The organism is Kitasatospora sp. NPDC101157 (genome assembly GCF_044768255.1).
GTDB lineage: Bacteria > Actinomycetota > Actinomycetes > Streptomycetales > Streptomycetaceae > Kitasatospora.
Genome location: NZ_JBIWPL010000001.1, coordinates 526,430 through 543,820 on the forward strand (window position 1 = coordinate 526,430; position 17,391 = coordinate 543,820).

General features: G+C 69.4%; 12 protein-coding genes. 11 read left to right on the forward strand and 1 reads right to left on the reverse strand.

Annotation, left to right across the window (positions count from 1 at the left end):
• The first annotated feature begins 49 nt into the window (after positions 1-49).
• From nusG to ACIRVF_RS02450, 11 genes are all read left to right on the forward strand, one after another.
• Positions 50-925 carry a transcription termination/antitermination protein NusG gene (gene nusG, locus ACIRVF_RS02400; protein WP_402812518.1) on the forward strand — a complete coding sequence of 292 codons (876 nt, stop codon included), beginning with the start codon at positions 50-52 and terminating at the stop codon, positions 923-925.
• Between the two features lie 167 nt (positions 926-1,092).
• Entirely contained in the window at positions 1,093-1,527 is a 435-nt protein-coding gene (gene rplK / locus ACIRVF_RS02405; protein WP_153461023.1) for a 50S ribosomal protein L11, read from the forward strand.
• A 103-nt stretch (positions 1,528-1,630) separates the two neighbouring features.
• On the forward strand, positions 1,631-2,353 hold the full coding sequence (gene rplA, locus ACIRVF_RS02410) for a 50S ribosomal protein L1 (RefSeq protein WP_030290441.1): 723 nt from the start codon (positions 1,631-1,633) through the stop codon (positions 2,351-2,353).
• 222 nt (positions 2,354-2,575) lie between these two features.
• Complete coding sequence (locus ACIRVF_RS02415) at positions 2,576-3,361, forward strand: hypothetical protein (RefSeq protein WP_402812522.1); 786 nt, start codon at positions 2,576-2,578, stop codon at positions 3,359-3,361.
• A 104-nt stretch (positions 3,362-3,465) separates the two neighbouring features.
• The gene (locus ACIRVF_RS02420) at positions 3,466-4,299 is read left to right on the forward strand and encodes a hypothetical protein (protein ID WP_402812525.1); all 834 of its coding nucleotides are present in this window, start codon (positions 3,466-3,468) and stop codon (positions 4,297-4,299) included.
• Positions 4,300-4,437: 138 nt separating this feature from the next.
• Positions 4,438-5,379, forward strand: coding sequence for a hypothetical protein (locus ACIRVF_RS02425; RefSeq protein ID WP_402812527.1), 942 nt, complete (start codon positions 4,438-4,440; stop codon positions 5,377-5,379).
• Between the two features lie 131 nt (positions 5,380-5,510).
• Positions 5,511-6,389, forward strand: a complete 879-nt coding sequence (locus ACIRVF_RS02430; protein WP_402812530.1) for a hypothetical protein — start codon at positions 5,511-5,513, stop codon at positions 6,387-6,389.
• 357 nt (positions 6,390-6,746) lie between these two features.
• Positions 6,747-7,310 carry a 50S ribosomal protein L10 gene (gene rplJ, locus ACIRVF_RS02435; RefSeq protein WP_030290437.1) on the forward strand — a complete coding sequence of 188 codons (564 nt, stop codon included), beginning with the start codon at positions 6,747-6,749 and terminating at the stop codon, positions 7,308-7,310.
• Positions 7,311-7,400: 90 nt separating this feature from the next.
• Complete coding sequence (gene rplL, locus ACIRVF_RS02440; RefSeq protein ID WP_402812533.1) at positions 7,401-7,784, forward strand: 50S ribosomal protein L7/L12; 384 nt, start codon at positions 7,401-7,403, stop codon at positions 7,782-7,784.
• 675 nt (positions 7,785-8,459) lie between these two features.
• The gene (rpoB, locus tag ACIRVF_RS02445; protein WP_380421360.1) at positions 8,460-11,936 is read left to right on the forward strand and encodes a DNA-directed RNA polymerase subunit beta; all 3,477 of its coding nucleotides are present in this window, start codon (positions 8,460-8,462) and stop codon (positions 11,934-11,936) included.
• A 114-nt stretch (positions 11,937-12,050) separates the two neighbouring features.
• On the forward strand, positions 12,051-15,944 hold the full coding sequence (locus ACIRVF_RS02450) for a DNA-directed RNA polymerase subunit beta' (RefSeq protein WP_402812537.1): 3,894 nt from the start codon (positions 12,051-12,053) through the stop codon (positions 15,942-15,944).
• Between the two features lie 141 nt (positions 15,945-16,085).
• On the opposite strand, the gene ACIRVF_RS02455 is transcribed toward ACIRVF_RS02450, so the two are convergent.
• Positions 16,086-17,387 (reverse strand): M48 family metalloprotease, encoded by a 1,302-nt coding sequence (locus ACIRVF_RS02455; RefSeq protein WP_402812540.1) that lies wholly within the window; start codon positions 17,385-17,387, stop codon positions 16,086-16,088.
• Positions 17,388-17,391: the final 4 nt, after the last annotated feature.

Here is a 17,391-nt window from a genome sequence, read left to right on the forward strand (position 1 = left end):
GGTTTCGGAGCGCGCCACCTTCACCATCTCCAGGAAAGAAGCAGCCACCGTGTCTGAGTCCCCCCTGTACGACGCCGACGAGACCGTCCGCGAGGCGGATGTCGCCGCCGAGCTGGACGCGGCCGAGCTGGCTGACGACGCCGAGTCCGCCGAGCAGATCGTCGACGCCGCGGACAGCGACGAGGACGAGGTCGAGGCGTACGACGAGGCCGAGGCCGGCGAGGCCGCCGAGGAGTCCGCGCTGCACGTGGAGGACGACCAGGAGCTCGCCGGCGAGGAGGCCGAGGAGGCCGAGGAGCCCGCCGAGGCCGAGGACGAGGTCGACCCGGTCGCCAAGTTCCGCGAGGACCTGCGCTTCATGCCGGGCGAGTGGTACGTGATCCACACCTACGCCGGCTACGAGAACCGGGTGAAGCAGAACCTGGAGCAGCGCGCCGTCTCGCTGAACGTCGAGGAGTACATCTTCCAGGCCGAGGTGCCGCAGGAGGAGGTCGTCCAGATCAAGAACGGCGACCGCAAGACCATCCGGCAGAACAAGCTCCCCGGTTACGTCCTGGTGCGCATGGACCTCACCCCGGAGTCCTGGGGCGTCGTGCGCAACACCCCCGGTGTCACCGGCTTCGTCGGCAACGCCTACGACCCGTACCCGCTGACCCTGGACGAGGTCGTCAAGATGCTCGCCCCGGACGTCGAGCGCCAGGCCGCCAAGGAGGCCGGCAAGCCCTCCCCGGTCAAGCCGACCGAGATCCAGGTGCTGGACTTCGAGGTCGGCGACTCGGTCACCGTCACCGACGGCCCGTTCGCGACCCTCCAGGCGACCATCAACGAGATCAACCCCGACTCGAAGAAGGTCAAGGGCCTGGTCGAGATCTTCGGCCGGGAGACCCCGGTCGAGCTCTCCTTCGACCAGATCCAGAAGAACTAGTCCCACGGTCTTCGGATCCGGGGCGGGGGCCGAGGGCCCCCGCCCCGAATCCGTTTTGGTCCAGCGGCGCCGACGCGTTAGCCTGGTCCGATGTGTGTGCTGGCGACCGGGTGTCGCCCCGGTTCCGCACGCACCAGCAATCACCTCTCGGAAGGACCCGGAGAGACATGCCTCCCAAGAAGAAGAAGGTCACGGGGCTTATCAAGCTCCAGATCAACGCCGGTGCGGCCAACCCGGCGCCGCCGGTCGGCCCCGCGCTGGGTCAGCACGGCGTCAACATCATGGAGTTCTGCAAGGCCTACAACGCTGCGACCGAGTCGCAGCGCGGCATGATCGTGCCGGTGGAGATCACGGTCTACGAGGACCGTTCCTTCACCTTCATCACGAAGACGCCGCCGGCCGCGCGCCTCATCCTGAAGGCCGCGGGTGTCGAGAAGGGCTCCAGCGAGCCGCACAAGACCAAGGTCGCCAAGCTCACCAGCGCCCAGGTCCGCGAGATCGCCACCACCAAGATGCCCGACCTGAACGCCAACGACCTGGACGCGGCGGAGAAGATCATCGCCGGCACCGCCCGGTCGATGGGCATCACCGTCGAGGGCTGATCACCCCGTTCCGTCAGGGACTGATCGGCTCAGCCGTCCCCCGTGGTAGGGCCTGCGCAGGCCCGTCGAGCACCACAACTCCCATCACCATTCAGGAGCAGCAGTGAAGCGCAGCAAGGCTCTGAAGGCCGCGGACGCCAAGGTCGACCGCGAGCGCCTTTACGCCCCGCTTGAGGCCGTCCGCCTCGCCAAGGCGACCAGCACCACCAAGTTCGACGGCACCGTTGAGGTCGCCATGCGTCTGGGCGTCGACCCGCGCAAGGCCGACCAGATGGTCCGCAGCACCGTGATCCTCCCGCACGGCACCGGTAAGACCGCTCGGGTCCTGGTCTTCGCGACCGGCGAGCGTGCCGAGGCCGCGCGTGCTGCGGGTGCCGACATCGTCGGTGCCGACGAGCTGATCGACGAGGTCGCGAAGGGCAAGCTGGACTTCGACGCCGTCGTCGCCACCCCGGACCTCATGGGCAAGGTCGGCCGCCTGGGCCGCGTGCTCGGTCCCCGTGGTCTGATGCCGAACCCGAAGACCGGCACCGTGACCCCGGACGTCGCCAAGGCTGTCAACGACATCAAGGGCGGCAAGATCGAGTTCCGCGTCGACAAGCACTCGAACCTGCACTTCATCATCGGTAAGGCCTCCTTCACCGACGAGCAGCTGGTCGAGAACTACGCCGCCGCGCTGGACGAGGTGCTCCGCGCCAAGCCGTCCGCCGCCAAGGGCCGCTACATCAAGAAGACCGCGTTCTCGACCACCATGGGCCCCGGCATCCAGGTGGACCCGAACCGCACCCGCAACCTCCTCGTCGAGGAGGACCCGGCCGCGGTCTGAGCCCCAGCGCTCTAGAGCAGTCCGCACGGCGGGCCCGTACCCCCTTCACCGGGGGTGCGGGCCCGCCGTCGTTCGTTCCCGGCCCCGTCCGGCCCCGGCGGTGCGACCGGCCGCGGAAACGGTTGCGGGATCGGAACACGGGCGGATGGGAACGGTTGACCGAGTCGTCGTACGCTCTGCCGGTCAGTTCATGTGGAGAACCTGTGACCGCCGGAGTGTGCCGTGCCGCCCGCCCTTCGCCCCACCGCGCTCGCGGCGGCCCTGCTGCTGCTCGGGACCGCCACCGGCTGCAGCATGCTGGCCGCCCCCGGCACTCAGGTCCCCGGTGAGCCGGCGCCGGTGCCGCCCAAGCAGGTGGTGCTCGCGGCCGCCCAGGCGCTGGACGACACCGGCGGCGCCCGGATCGACGTGGTGCGGGAGGGCCCGGACGGCCGGCGCACGGCGGGCGGCACGCTGGTCTGGGGGGACCGCGACGAGGCCGCGCTGGCCGTCACCGACGAACTGGGCACGGGACGGCTGACCCTCCACGACGGCGCGATCGACCTCGTCTACCAGGGCGTCGCGCCCAAGCACGCGGACCGCGCCACCGCGGAGTCGCTCGACCCGAAGGCCGGGATCGACCCCGGCGGCTACGCGGGCGGCTGGATGAGCACACTGGTCACCAACCCGGGCGGCCGGGCGTACGCGATGGCCCGGACGGACCGGCTCGGCTCGCTCGGCGGCGAGCAGCTGGCCGGGGTGACCGCCGCCCACTACCAGGGCGCCGCCCCGGTGGCCGACTACTTCGGCGCCGACGGGGAGTTGAGCCCCCAGCGGCTGGCCGCGGTGGTCGACTGGTACCGGCAGCGCGGGGTCGCGCAGATCGGCTACGACGTCTGGGTCGGCCCAGGCCGGCGGCTGTTGCGACTGCGGGAGACGACGCGGGGAAGCGCCGGAACCACGGTGACCACCACGGACGTCTCAGCCCCCGGACCGGGGGACACGACGCCGGCCACGGCGGCCGGATGAGCGGACGGGATATCCGGTGCGGGTCCGTCCGGGCGATCCGTTAGAGTCCGCATGAGAAGGAGCTGAGGATCAGCTCTTCCGAAGAGCTTACGGGGGGTACTTCCATGCGTGCCGTGCGTCTCGCCGCCACCGTCGCGACCGCCGCCGTCCTGCTGGCCGGCGCCACCGCCTGCGGAAGCAAGGGCGGCAGCGACAACAAGTCGGCCGCTGACACCAAGGACGCCGGGTCGGTCCCGGCCGGGCTGACCGCGGACCCGAAGGCCGCCCTCACCGCCGCCGCCCTGGTGATGCAGAAGGCCGGCAACGGCAAGGTCGCCATGACCTCCCCGGACCCGACCAGCCCGGGCGGCTCGGGCACCGTCGACTGGAAGGACCCGGGCAAGGTCGCCCTGGACGTGTCCAGCGACATGGACGGCAAGAAGCTCAAGATCCGGGTGATCGGCGCCGACGCCTACGTCGGCAGCGACGACGCCGCGGCCCTGCAGGGGAAGCACTGGGTCAAGGTGCCCTCCACGGAGGAGATGGGCGGCGCCTTCGTGGTGATGGGCCAGATGACCAACCCGGTCGTCCAGCTCACCATCGCGGCCGGGAGCGGCAAGCTGACCAAGGTCGGCCAGGAGAGCGTCGACGGCGTCCAGACCACCCACCTGCGGGCGGTCGAGGAGACCGCCACCCTGGTGGCCGGAATGACCGCGCTCTCGGCGGAGCAGCGCCAGTCCGTCCAGAAGACGCTGGAGGAGGACGGCAAGACCCTCACCATCGACTTCTGGCTGAACGACAAGCAGGAGCTCGTCAAGTACCAGGAGTACGGCGACACCAACGGCCAGGCGAAGGCCGTCACCGTCAAGTACTCCGACTTGGGCAAGGGCAGCAAGGTCGAGGCGCCCGCCGCCGGTGACCTCGGCTCCCAGGCCGACCTCCTCAAGCTGTTCGGCTGATCCGGCCCGGTACCCGAACCGCCCGACACCGGAACCGCCCGGGACCCGAACCGGCGCTGCGCCGGGAGCTTCCGCAGCAACCACCGGCTACCGCCCCGGGCGCACCGCGCGCCCGGGAGTTCTCAAGGGGGGAACACCATGGCTGGAACCCGCAAGGCCGCCGTCGCCGTCGTCCTCGGCGCGCTGGCGCTGACCGCGACCGCCTGCAACGACAACAGTGACTCCGCCGGCAGGAACGCCGCCCCGGCCGCGCCGGCCACGGCCGCCGCCGTGACCACCCAGGCGGCCCCGCCGGTCAAGGTGAGTCCGGCGGTCTTCCTGGAGCAGGTCACCAAGAAGACCGGGGCGGCCAAGTCCGCCAAGGTCACCGAGGACATCACCATCGGCAGCATCACCATGAAGGCCGACGGCGCCATGGGCTGGGACGGCGGTCTCCAGGGCGACATGACGATGGACCTGTCCGGCACGCCGAACGCCGAGAAGATGACCGAGAGCATGGGCAGCACGGCGTTCGTCTACCGGTTCGTTCCGGACGGCATGTACATGAAGCTCGGCGGCGAGGCCCTGAAGGCGTCCGACGGGCGGCACTGGGTGCACATCGGCTTCGACGACGTCGCCAAGCTGAAGGGCGGCGCGGCCGGCGGTGCCGGCACCTCCGACCAGTTCAAGAAGGCCGACCCCGTGGAGGGGGTGCGGACCCTGATCGCCTCCGGCGCCGTGAGCGAGGTCGGGCAGGAGACGGTGAACGGCAAGCCGGCCACCCACTACACCGGTGTGCTGAACGTGGCCAACATGGCGAAGGCCAACGGCGGCCTCACCACCGAGCAGGTCGACCAGCTGAAGAAGTCGCTGGCCGCCATGGGCATCACCAGCGAGACCATCGACGTCTGGGTGGACGCCGACCAGCTCGTGGTGAAGCGGACCGAGCAGGCCGACACCAAGGCCGGCGCGATGAAGGTCACCGTCACCTACTCGGACTACGGCACCGCGGTCAACACGACCGCGCCGGACCGGTCCGACACGATCGAGATCACCGAGCTGGCGAAGCTCGGCAAGAACGCCGCCGGCACCGACAGCTGACCCCGGTCCCCGCTGCGGCCCGACTCGTCCGACCGGTGGACGGGCCGGGGCCGGTGGGGTCCGGCCGGGGGGCCGCCACCGGCGGATCCGGGTCCGGATGGCAAGGTGGCCCGGTGAGAGAGGAACGGACGATGCCGGGACGGCAGCGGCTGGCGGCACTGGCCGTCGTCGCCGCGCTCGCGAGCGGACTGACCGGCTGCGGCGGGGGCGACGTCGCGCCCGCCACGCCGTCCGCCGGGTCGAGCGCGAGCAGCGCCTCCCCGACCACCGCCACCCCGACCGGTCCGGCCAAGCCGACCGACCGCTCGCCGCACGGCGTGCTGCTCTCCGCCGAGCTGGCCATGCAGACCGCCCGCCGGGCCAAGGTCAGCTACCGGCTGGGCGCGGACGCCGGTTCCGGTCCGCTGTTCTGGGCGCCCAAGACGGCGCTGCAGATCAAGCGCTCCACCCCGGCGGACGCCGAGCAGCTGATCGTCGTGGACACCGTCGCCTACCAGGGCGGCGACGCCGCCACGGCGGCCAGGAACGGCGGCAGGCACTGGGAGCGCTTCACCGTCCCGGCCGACCCGGACGGGCACAAGGAGATCCCGTACGCGGGGCTGGTCGACCTGCTGAACCCGGTCGAGGCGCTGGCCGCGGCCACCGCGGACGGGGTGGAGGGCACCTTCGTCGGCGAGGAGAAGTACGAGGACTCGACCGTCGAGCACTACCGGGTGACCACCACCGCCGAGAAGTACGCGGCCGCCCAGACCGGGCTGACCCAGGCCCGACGGGACAACCTGCGGGCCGCGCTGGCCCCGGGCGGCTCGATCTCGCTCACCCTGGACCTCTGGCTGAACGACAAGGACCAGCTGGTCCGGCTCCAGCGCACCGGCAACGGCGACAGCGGCCGGGCGGACGACTCGGTCGTCTACTCCGACCCCGCCGGCCCGCTGCTCTCGGCCCAGGCCCCGGCCGAGACGGACACCGTGGACACCGGGGTCCGGACGGTCTCCCCACTGGCCCGCTGAGCCGCTCCCGGCCCGCCCGGGTTCACCCGTCCGAGGGCGATTTGCGTCGTGCGGACGGCTCCGGTTACTGTTGCGGAAGCCAAAGACCGCTGGTTGTCGCCGCGCCCGTCAGGGAGCAGGTGGCCGAAGGATCTGCGCTTCGTCGCAGGCAGCCCGCGCAGGTGTGTCTGGAGCTTCGACTTCCGGGTGACGCGTTCGCGCTACCGCCCGTTGAGGTCGCTGAGAGCCCCGTGCGCCTGCGCACCGGGGCTCATTGCATTTCGCAAGGGCTTTCCTTCCGTCCGGTCGGTTCGAGGCGTGAATGGTCGACTTTCGCGGTCGGCCGGACTTCGACATCACGGAAGGAGGCGTAAGCCTATGGCCAGGCCCGACAAGGCTGCCGCCGTCGCCGAGATCACGGACAAGTTCCGTGGCTCCTCCGCGGCGCTGCTCACCGAGTACCGCGGTCTCTCGGTGAAGCAGGTCAAGACCCTGCGTCGCTCGCTCGGCGACAACGCCGAGTACGCCGTGGTGAAGAACACGCTGACCAAGATCGCGGCCAATGAGGCCGGGATCTCCGAGCTGGACGACCTGTTCAACGGTCCGACGGCTGTCGCCTTCGTCACCGGTGACCCGGTGGAGTCGGCGAAGGCTCTGCGTGACTTCGCCAAGGAGAACCCCGCTCTCATCATCAAGGGCGGTGTCCTTGACGGCAAGGCGCTGTCCGCCGATGAGATCAAGAAGCTCGCGGACCTTGAGTCCCGCGAGGTGCTGCTCGCCAAGCTGGCGGGTGCCCTGAAGGCCAAGCAGTCCCAGGCTGCCGCGCTCTTCCAGGCCCTGCCGTCGAAGCTCGTCCGCACCGTGGACGCGCTGCGCGACAAGGTCGAGCAGGGCGGTGCCGGTACGCCGGCTCCCGCCGCCGAGGACGAGGCCGCCGAGTAATTCGGCAGGCTCACGCCTCGCTGCGGGCCCGTACGCCCGCCAACCCGTACATCCGGCACCACCTGCCGATTTAGTGGAAGGACGCCAATCATGGCGAAGCTGTCCCAGGACGAGCTGCTCGCGCAGTTCGAGGAGCTCACCCTCATCGAGCTCGCTGCCTTCGTGAAGGCCTTCGAGGAGAAGTTCGACGTCACCGCCGCCGCCCCGGTCGCCGTTGCCGCCGCCGGTGTCCCCGGTGCCCCGGCCGAGGCCGTCGAGGAGCAGGACGAGTTCGACGTCATCCTTGAGTCGGCCGGCGACAAGAAGATCCAGGTCATCAAGGAGGTGCGCACCCTGACCTCCCTCGGCCTGAAGGAGGCCAAGGACCTCGTTGACACCGCTGGTGCCAAGGTCCTGGAGAAGGTTGCCAAGGACGTTGCCGAGAAGGCCAAGGCCGCCCTTGAGGGTGCCGGCGCCAAGGTCACCGTCAAGTGACTTCTCGCCCCCTCTGAGGGGGCCTGAGGCCGGGCCGATCACCCTTGTGGGTGGTCGGCCCGGCCTTTTGCGTTCCCGGGCGCAGGCCGGGCGGGCAGGCCGGGAACCACCGGTGTGGCCGATCGCTCACTCGGTACTGTCGGCGTCGAGGAGTATGGTGATCACCATCGTCGACAGTGGTCCCGACCACGGCTTCTGTAACGCCGGGGGGCTCCGGGCCGATAGACGGGTCGAGGTCCGCGCCGCCGGCGGGCCCTTGACGAACCTGGCGAGGCGCGCGATTCTCAAGGCGCGAGTCCGCCCGGTTGGTTCGCCGCTGGATGCATAACCAGTGGCTCCGGCGGGAAATGACTCCACGTGAGTTAGAGCAGTACCCGGTGGGCGTCCGCGCCCCCGGCTACCGGGAGGAGTCTCCGATTCGGTTTCCGAATCAGAGCTGGACAGCAGTGTGGCCTTTGGCTACACTGTCCCTTTGCGCTGCCTGTTAGCTGCTCCGTGACTCGTCGCCCGGAGTTTGCGTTGCCCTGAAGGGGTCTGGCACCGCCTCCGCAAAGCGGCTCTGACCTGGGATTTCCACCCCGGCGGAGGCCAGTGGCGAGGAAGGCGGGTCCAAGCCCAAGCAGGCCCGGCTGGTACGCGCGTAGTGAGCTCCGAGCCCTCGGAAGGACCCCCCTCTTGGCCGCGCCGCGCAACGCCTCGAACAATTCCGCCGCATCCACCGCCCCGCTCCGCGTCTCCTTCGCGAAGATCAAGGAGCCCCTTGAGGTCCCGAACCTCCTGGCCCTGCAGACCGAGAGCTTTGACTGGCTGCTCGGCAACGCGGCCTGGAAGTCCCGGGTCGAGCAGGCGCTGGAGTCCGGTCAGGACGTCCCCACCAAGTCCGGTCTGGAGGAGATCTTCGAGGAGATCTCCCCGATCGAGGACTTCAGCGGGTCGATGTCCCTGACCTTCCGCGACCACCGTTTCGAGCCGCCGAAGAACTCCATTGACGAGTGCAAGGACCGCGACTTCACGTACGCGGCTCCGCTCTTCGTCACGGCCGAGTTCACCAACAACGAGACCGGTGAGATCAAGTCTCAGACGGTCTTCATGGGCGACTTCCCGCTCATGACCCACAAGGGCACGTTCGTGATCAACGGCACCGAGCGTGTCGTCGTGTCGCAGCTGGTCCGCTCCCCGGGTGTGTACTTCGACTCCACCCTGGACAAGGTGTCCGACAAGGACATCTACTCCTGCAAGGTCATCCCCTCGCGTGGTGCCTGGCTGGAGATGGAGATCGACAAGCGCGACATGGTCGGCGTCCGCATCGACCGCAAGCGCAAGCAGTCCGTCACCGTGCTGCTGAAGGCTCTCGGCTGGACCAACGAGATGATTCTCGAAGAGTTCGGCGAGTACGAGTCGATGCGCAACACCCTGGAGAAGGACCACACCCAGGGCCAGGACGACGCGCTGCTGGACATCTACCGCAAGCTGCGTCCGGGCGAGCCGCCGACGCGCGAGGCCGCGCAGACGCTTCTGGAGAACCTGTACTTCAACCCGAAGCGCTACGACCTGGCCAAGGTCGGTCGTTACAAGCTCAACCGCAAGCTGGGCAACGCCGAGTCGCTGGACTCCGGCGTGCTCACCGAGCCCGACATCATCGGTGCGATCAAGTACCTGGTGAAGCTGCACGCGGGTGAGACCGAGTGGCGTGACGAGACCGGCCGCGACATCGTGGTCGAGGTCGACGACATCGACCACTTCGGCAACCGCCGCCTGCGCAACGTCGGCGAGCTCATCCAGAACCAGGTCCGTACGGGTCTCGCCCGCATGGAGCGCGTCGTGCGCGAGCGCATGACCACCCAGGACGTCGAGGCGATCACGCCGCAGACCCTGATCAACATCCGGCCGGTCGTCGCCTCCATCAAGGAGTTCTTCGGCACCAGCCAGCTGTCGCAGTTCATGGACCAGACGAACCCGCTGTCGGGCCTGACCCACAAGCGCCGTCTGTCCGCCCTCGGTCCCGGTGGTCTCTCCCGTGAGCGCGCCGGCTTCGAGGTCCGTGACGTGCACCCCTCGCACTACGGCCGCATGTGTCCGATCGAGACCCCGGAAGGCCCGAACATCGGTCTGATCGGGTCGCTGGCCTCGTACGGCCGGGTCAACGCCTTCGGCTTCATCGAGACCCCGTACCGCAAGGTCGTCGACGGTGTCGTCACCGAGAAGGTGGACTACCTCACCGCCGACGAGGAGGACCGCTACGTCATCGCCCAGGCGAACGCCCCGCTGACCGCGGACCTGCACTTCGCCGAGCCGCGCGTCCTGGTCCGCCGCCGTGGTGGCGAGATCGACTACATCCCCGGCACCGAGATCGACTACATGGACGTCTCGCCGCGCCAGATGGTGTCGGTCGCGACCGCCATGATCCCGTTCCTTGAGCACGACGACGCCAACCGCGCGCTCATGGGCTCCAACATGATGCGCCAGGCGGTGCCGCTGCTGAAGAGCGAGGCCCCGCTGGTCGGCACCGGCATGGAGTACCGCTGCGCCGTCGACGCCGCCGACGTCATCACCGCCGAGAAGGCCGGTGTGGTGCAGGAGGTCTCGGCCGACTACGTCACCGTGGCCAACGACGACGGCACGTACACCACGTACCGCGCCGCCAAGTTCACCCGCTCCAACCAGGGCACCGCCTTCAACCAGAAGGTGCTCGTGGACGAGGGCGCCCGGGTCGAGGTCAACCAGGTGCTGGCCGACGGCCCGTGCACCGACGAGGGCGAGATGGCCCTCGGCAAGAACCTGCTCGTGGCGTTCATGTCGTGGGAGGGTCACAACTACGAGGACGCGATCATCCTGTCGCAGCGCCTCGTGCAGGACGACGTCCTCTCCTCGATCCACATCGAGGAGCACGAGGTCGACGCCCGTGACACCAAGCTCGGCCCCGAGGAGATCACCCGGGACATCCCGAACGTCTCCGAGGAGGTCCTGGCCGACCTCGACGAGCGCGGCATCATCCGGATCGGTGCCGACGTCGTCACCGGTGACATCCTCGTCGGCAAGGTCACCCCGAAGGGTGAGACCGAGCTGACCCCCGAGGAGCGCCTGCTCCGCGCGATCTTCGGCGAGAAGGCCCGTGAGGTCCGCGACACCTCGCTGAAGGTCCCGCACGGTGAGTCCGGCAAGGTCATCGGCGTCCGCGTGTTCGACCGCGAGGAGGGCGACGAGCTTCCCCCGGGTGTGAACCAGCTGGTCCGCGTCTACGTGGCCCAGAAGCGCAAGATCACCAACGGTGACAAGCTCGCCGGCCGCCACGGCAACAAGGGTGTCATCTCCAAGATCCTCCCGGTCGAGGACATGCCCTTCCTGGAGGACGGCACCCCGGTCGACATCATCCTCAACCCGCTGGGTGTCCCGTCCCGAATGAACCCGGGACAGGTCCTGGAGATCCACCTCGGGTGGCTCGCCAAGCAGGGCTGGGACGTCTCCGGTCTCGCCGACGAGTGGGCCCAGCGCCTGCAGGCGATCGGCGCCGACACCGTCCAGGGCGGCACCAACCTCGCCACCCCGGTCTTCGACGGCGCCCGCGAGGACGAGATCACCGGCCTGCTGGACAACACCACCCTCACCCGTGACGGTGAGCGCCTGGTGAACTCCACCGGCAAGGCCCGCCTGTTCGACGGCCGCTCCGGCGAGCCGTTCCCGATGCCGGTCTCGGTCGGCTACATGTACATCCTCAAGCTGCACCACCTGGTCGACGACAAGCTGCACGCCCGTTCGACCGGTCCGTACTCGATGATCACCCAGCAGCCGCTCGGTGGTAAGGCGCAGTTCGGTGGTCAGCGCTTCGGTGAGATGGAGGTGTGGGCCCTCGAAGCGTACGGCGCCGCGTACGCGCTGCAGGAGCTGCTCACCATCAAGTCCGACGACGTCCTCGGCCGCGTGAAGGTCTACGAGGCCATCGTCAAGGGCGAGAACATCCCCGAGCCCGGCATTCCCGAGTCCTTCAAGGTCCTCATCAAGGAAATGCAGTCGCTCTGCCTCAACGTGGAGGTGCTGTCCTCGGACGGCCAGTCCATCGAGATGCGGGACTCCGACGAGGACGTCTTCCGCGCGGCCGAGGAGCTCGGCATCGACCTGTCCCGGCGCGAGCCGAGCAGCGTCGAAGAGGTCTGACGGAGGTCGGGCCGGCTCGCGCTTGCGGATCAAGCGGAGCGCGGCCGGCCCGCCCCCAGGCCCCCCTCAGACCACAGACAAACTCTCGAATCACGAAAGAGGGCTTGACGACCAGTGCTTGACGTCAACTTCTTCGACGAGCTCCGCATCGGCCTGGCCACCGCCGACGACATCCGCCAGTGGTCGCACGGCGAGGTCAAGAAGCCGGAGACCATCAACTACCGCACCCTGAAGCCCGAAAAGGACGGCCTCTTCTGCGAGAAGATCTTCGGCCCGACCCGGGACTGGGAGTGCTACTGCGGTAAGTACAAGCGCGTCCGCTTCAAGGGCATCATCTGCGAGCGCTGCGGCGTCGAGGTGACCCGCGCCAAGGTGCGCCGTGAGCGGATGGGCCACATCGAGCTGGCCGCCCCGGTCACCCACATCTGGTACTTCAAGGGTGTGCCGTCCCGCCTCGGCTACCTGCTCGACCTGGCGCCGAAGGACCTCGAAAAGGTCATCTACTTCGCCGCCTACATGATCACCTGGGTCGACGACGAGCGCCGCCAGCGCGACCTGCCGTCCCTGGAGGCGCACGTCTCGGTCGAGCGCCAGCAGATCGAGAACCGCCGCGACGCCGACCTCGAAGCCCGCGCCAAGAAGGCCGAGACCGACCTGGCCGAGCTGGAGGCCGAGGGCGCCAAGGCCGACGTGCGCCGCAAGGTGCGCGAGGGCGCCGAGCGCGAGATGAAGCAGCTGCGCGACCGCGCGCAGCGCGAGCTCGACCGCCTCGACGAGGTGTGGGCCCGCTTCAAGAACCTCAAGGTCCAGGACCTGGAGGGCGACGAGCTGCTCTACCGCGAGCTGCGCGACCGCTTCGGCACCTACTTCTCCGGCTCGATGGGCGCCGCGGCCCTCAAGGACCGCCTGGAGACCTTCGACCTGGCGGAGGAGGCCGAGCGCCTCCGCGAGATCATCCGCACCGGCAAGGGCCAGAAGAAGACCCGTGCGCTGAAGCGCCTCAAGGTCGTCTCCGCGTTCCTGCAGACCAGCAACAAGCCGAACGGCATGGTCCTGGACTGCGTCCCGGTCATCCCGCCGGACCTGCGTCCGATGGTGCAGCTGGACGGTGGCCGCTTCGCGACCTCCGACCTGAACGACCTGTACCGCCGCGTGATCAACCGCAACAACCGCCTGAAGCGCCTGCTCGACCTCGGTGCCCCCGAGATCATCGTGAACAACGAGAAGCGCATGCTCCAGGAGGCCGTCGACGCGCTGTTCGACAACGGCCGCCGCGGTCGTCCGGTCACCGGCCCGGGCAACCGGCCCCTGAAGTCCCTCAGCGACATGCTGAAGGGCAAGCAGGGTCGTTTCCGCCAGAACCTGCTCGGCAAGCGAGTCGACTACTCGGCCCGTTCGGTCATCGTCGTCGGCCCGCAGCTCAAGCTGCACCAGTGCGGTCTGCCGAAGGCCATGGCGCTGGAGCTCTTCAAGCCGTTCGTGATGAAGCGCCTGGTCGACCTGAACCACGCGCAGAACATCAAGTCGGCCAAGCGCATGGTCGAGCGTGCCCGCCCGGTCGTGTGGGACGTGCTCGAAGAGGTCATCGCCGAGCACCCGGTCCTGCTGAACCGTGCGCCCACCCTGCACCGCCTCGGCATCCAGGCCTTCGAGCCGCAGCTGGTCGAGGGCAAGGCCATCCAGATCCACCCGCTCGTCTGCACCGCGTTCAACGCGGACTTCGACGGTGACCAGATGGCCGTCCACCTGCCGCTCTCCGCGGAGGCGCAGGCCGAGGCCCGCATCCTGATGCTGTCCTCGAACAACATCCTGAAGCCGGCCGACGGTCGCCCCGTCACCATGCCGACCCAGGACATGGTGCTCGGTCTGTTCTTCCTGACCTCGGACCGCGAGAACGTGAAGGGCGCAGGCCGCACCTTCTCGTCGACCGCCGAGGCGATCATGGCCTTCGACGCCCGTGAGCTGGACGTCCAGGCCCCGATCGAGCTGCGCCTCGGCGCCGGCACCGTCCCGCCGCGCGGCTGGACCCCGCCGGTGGACGAGGAGGGCCAGTCGAGCTGGTTCGAGGGTGAGCCCTTCCGCCTGACCACCACCCTGGGCCGCGCGCTCTTCAACGAGCTGCTGCCCGAGGACTACCCGTTCGTCGACTACGAGGTGGGCAAGAAGCAGCTCTCCGCGATCGTCAACGACCTGGCGGAGCGCTACCCCAAGGTCACCGTCGCGGCGACCCTGGACAACCTGAAGGCGGCCGGCTTCCACTGGTCGACCCGTTCCGGTGTCACCGTCTCGATCTCGGACGTCATCGTCCCGCCGAGCAAGCCCCAGATCCTTGAGGGCTTCGAGGCGAAGGCGGAGAAGGTCCAGAAGCAGTACGAGCGCGGTCTGATCACCAACGACGAGCGCAAGCAGGAGCTCGTCGGCATCTGGACCCAGGCGACCAACGAGGTCGCGGACGCCATGGCCGCGAACTTCCCGAAGACGAACCCCATCTTCATGATGGTCGACTCGGGTGCTCGTGGAAACATGATGCAGATGCGCCAGATCGCCGGTATGCGTGGTCTGGTGTCGAACGCCAAGAACGAGACCATCCCGCGACCCATCAAGGCGTCGTTCCGTGAGGGTCTGTCCGTGCTGGAGTACTTCATCTCCACCCACGGTGCCCGTAAGGGTCTGGCCGACACCGCCCTCCGTACCGCCGACTCCGGCTACCTCACCCGTCGTCTGGTCGACGTCTCCCAGGACGTCATCATTCGCGAGGAGGACTGCGGCACCGAGCGCGGCCTGAAGCTGTCGATCGGTTCCGTGGGCGCCGACGGCGTGCTGCGCAAGGCCGACGACGTCGAGACCAGCGTGTACGCCCGCATGCTCGCCGAGGACATCACCGTCGACGGCAAGCTGCTGGCCACCGCCAACACCGACCTCGGCGACGTCCTGATCGACGAGCTGATCCGCCACGGTGTGAGCGAGGTCAAGACCCGCTCGATCCTGACCTGTGAGTCGGCCGTCGGCACCTGCGCCATGTGCTACGGGCGCTCGCTGGCCACCGGCAAGCTGGTCGACATCGGCGAGGCGGTCGGCATCATCGCCGCCCAGTCCATCGGTGAGCCCGGTACCCAGCTGACCATGCGTACCTTCCACACCGGTGGTGTGGCCGGTGACGACATCACCCAGGGTCTGCCGCGTGTCGTCGAGCTCTTCGAGGCCCGTACCCCCAAGGGTGTGGCCCCGATCTCGGAGGCCGCCGGCCGGGTCCGCATCGAGGACACCGAGAAGACCCGCAAGCTGGTCGTCACGCCGGACGACGGCAGCGACGAGATCGCCTACCCGGTCTCGAAGCGCGTCAAGCTGCTGGTCAGCGAGGGCGAGGCGGTCGAGGTCGGCCAGAAGCTGACCATGGGTGCCACCAACCCGCACGACGTGCTGCGGATCATGGGCCAGCGTGCCGTCCAGGTCCACCTGGTCGCCGAGGTCCAGAAGGTCTACAACTCGCAGGGTGTGTCGATCCACGACAAGCACATCGAGATCATCATCCGGCAGATGCTCCGCCGCGTGACGATCATCGAGTCGGGCGACGCCGAGCTGCTCCCGGGCGAGCTCGTCGAGCGCGGCCGCTTCGAGCAGGAGAACCGTCGTGTGGTCGCCGAGGGCGGTCACCCCGCCTCCGGCCGTCCGCAGCTGATGGGTATCACCAAGGCCTCGCTGGCCACCGAGTCCTGGCTGTCGGCCGCCTCCTTCCAGGAGACGACCCGGGTCCTCACCGACGCGGCGATCCACGCCAAGTCGGACCCGCTGCTGGGCCTCAAGGAGAACGTCATCCTCGGTAAGCTCATCCCGGCCGGTACGGGTCTGCCCCGCTACCGCAACATCCGGGTCGAGCCGACCGAGGAGGCCAAGGCCGCGATGTACTCGGCCGTCGGCTACGACGACTACGACCTGTCGCCCTTCGGCGCCGGCTCCGGCCAGGCGGTCCCGCTGGACGACTACGACTACGGCCCGTACACCGGCTGAGTCACGTCTGCGGCCGGCAACGGCCACTGATCGCCAGGGCGGTCACCCCTCACGGGGTGGCCGCCCTGCGGCGTTCCCGGCCGGCGCCTGCCCGGCGGATCCTGCCGGGCGAGCGACGCCGGGCAGGCCCTGGGACCTGTCCTAGCGGGCGGCGGCTGCCGCGGCCGCCCGCCAGTCCTCCAGACGGCGGATCCGGGTGTGGGTGTCCGGGTGGGTGGAGAGCAGGCGCTGCCCCAGACCCGGGCGGACGGCCCGGCCGCCGTTCTCCCGCGCGGCGATCGCCATGGCCTGCTCCTCGTCCCGCAGGAAGCCGTGGAAGACCTCGATCATGGCGTCGGCGAAGCCGAGTTCGGCGGCCTGGACGTCCGCCCGCAGCTCGGAGCGCCGTCCGACCGCGGCGAGCAGGTACGGCGTGACCAGGACCAGCAGCAGCGGCGGGAAGGAGAGGGCCACCGCCACCACCAGGACGACCGAGACCAGCCCGACCACCAGGGCGCCGAGCAGCGAGAACACCGAGGCGATCTGGAAAGCGATCACCGCCGCGATCCGGAACGCCGCCCAGGCGATCCGGGCCGGCATCGAGTACCAGTAGCCGAGCAGGGTCGCCCAGGCGTGACCGCCGCGGTGGTGGCCGAGCTCGTGGGCGAGCACGGCGGCGAGCTGGGCGTCGGGGAGGGTCTCCAGCGCGTAGCGGGTCACGCCGACGATGTGGCCGGCGGCCGCGGTGGCGTTGATCGCCTTGTGGTCCTCGATCCACAGGTCGTACGTGTCCGGGTTCACCCCCGCCTTGGCGGTCACCTGGTGCCAGATCGGCTCCAGCCTGGTCAGCTCGGAATGCAGGGCCGGACGCATCCGGAACAGGTAGCGGGCGAGGAGCTTCTCGGTCGGGCGGTGGAAGACCAGTGCGCCGGAGGCGATCCAGGCGCCGATCAGCAGGTAGTTGAAGGGCTCGGCGAGGAACATCGAGATGATCCCGATCACCAGCAGGCTGCACAGGAAGTGCGGGAGCTGGAGCACCAGCTGGCCGATCGCGGTGGCGTCGGCGCCGCGCTGGCGGGCGGCCAGGTGGATCCGGCCGGTGTGCAGGTCGATGTCGAGGGTGGGGTCGAGGACGGGCGGCCGCGGCGGGGCGGGCGGCGGGGCGAAGCCCTGGGCGGGGATGCGGGGCGGTTGCTGCGGGGGTGGGGTGGGGGTCGGGTACTGCGGGGTGGCGGCCGGGTACTGCGGCGGGGCCGCGGTGGGGTACTGGGGCGGCACGGCCGTGGCGGGGTACTGCGGGGTGGCGGCCGGGTACTGCGGCGGGGCCGCGGCGCCCGGGTACTGGGGAGCGCCCTGCGGGGGCTGCGGCGGGACGGTCGGGTGCTGCGGCGGCACGGTCGGGTACTGGGGCGGGGTGCCGGGGTACTGCGGCGGCGGGGCGTCCGGGTAGGTCGGTTCGGTCATGGCG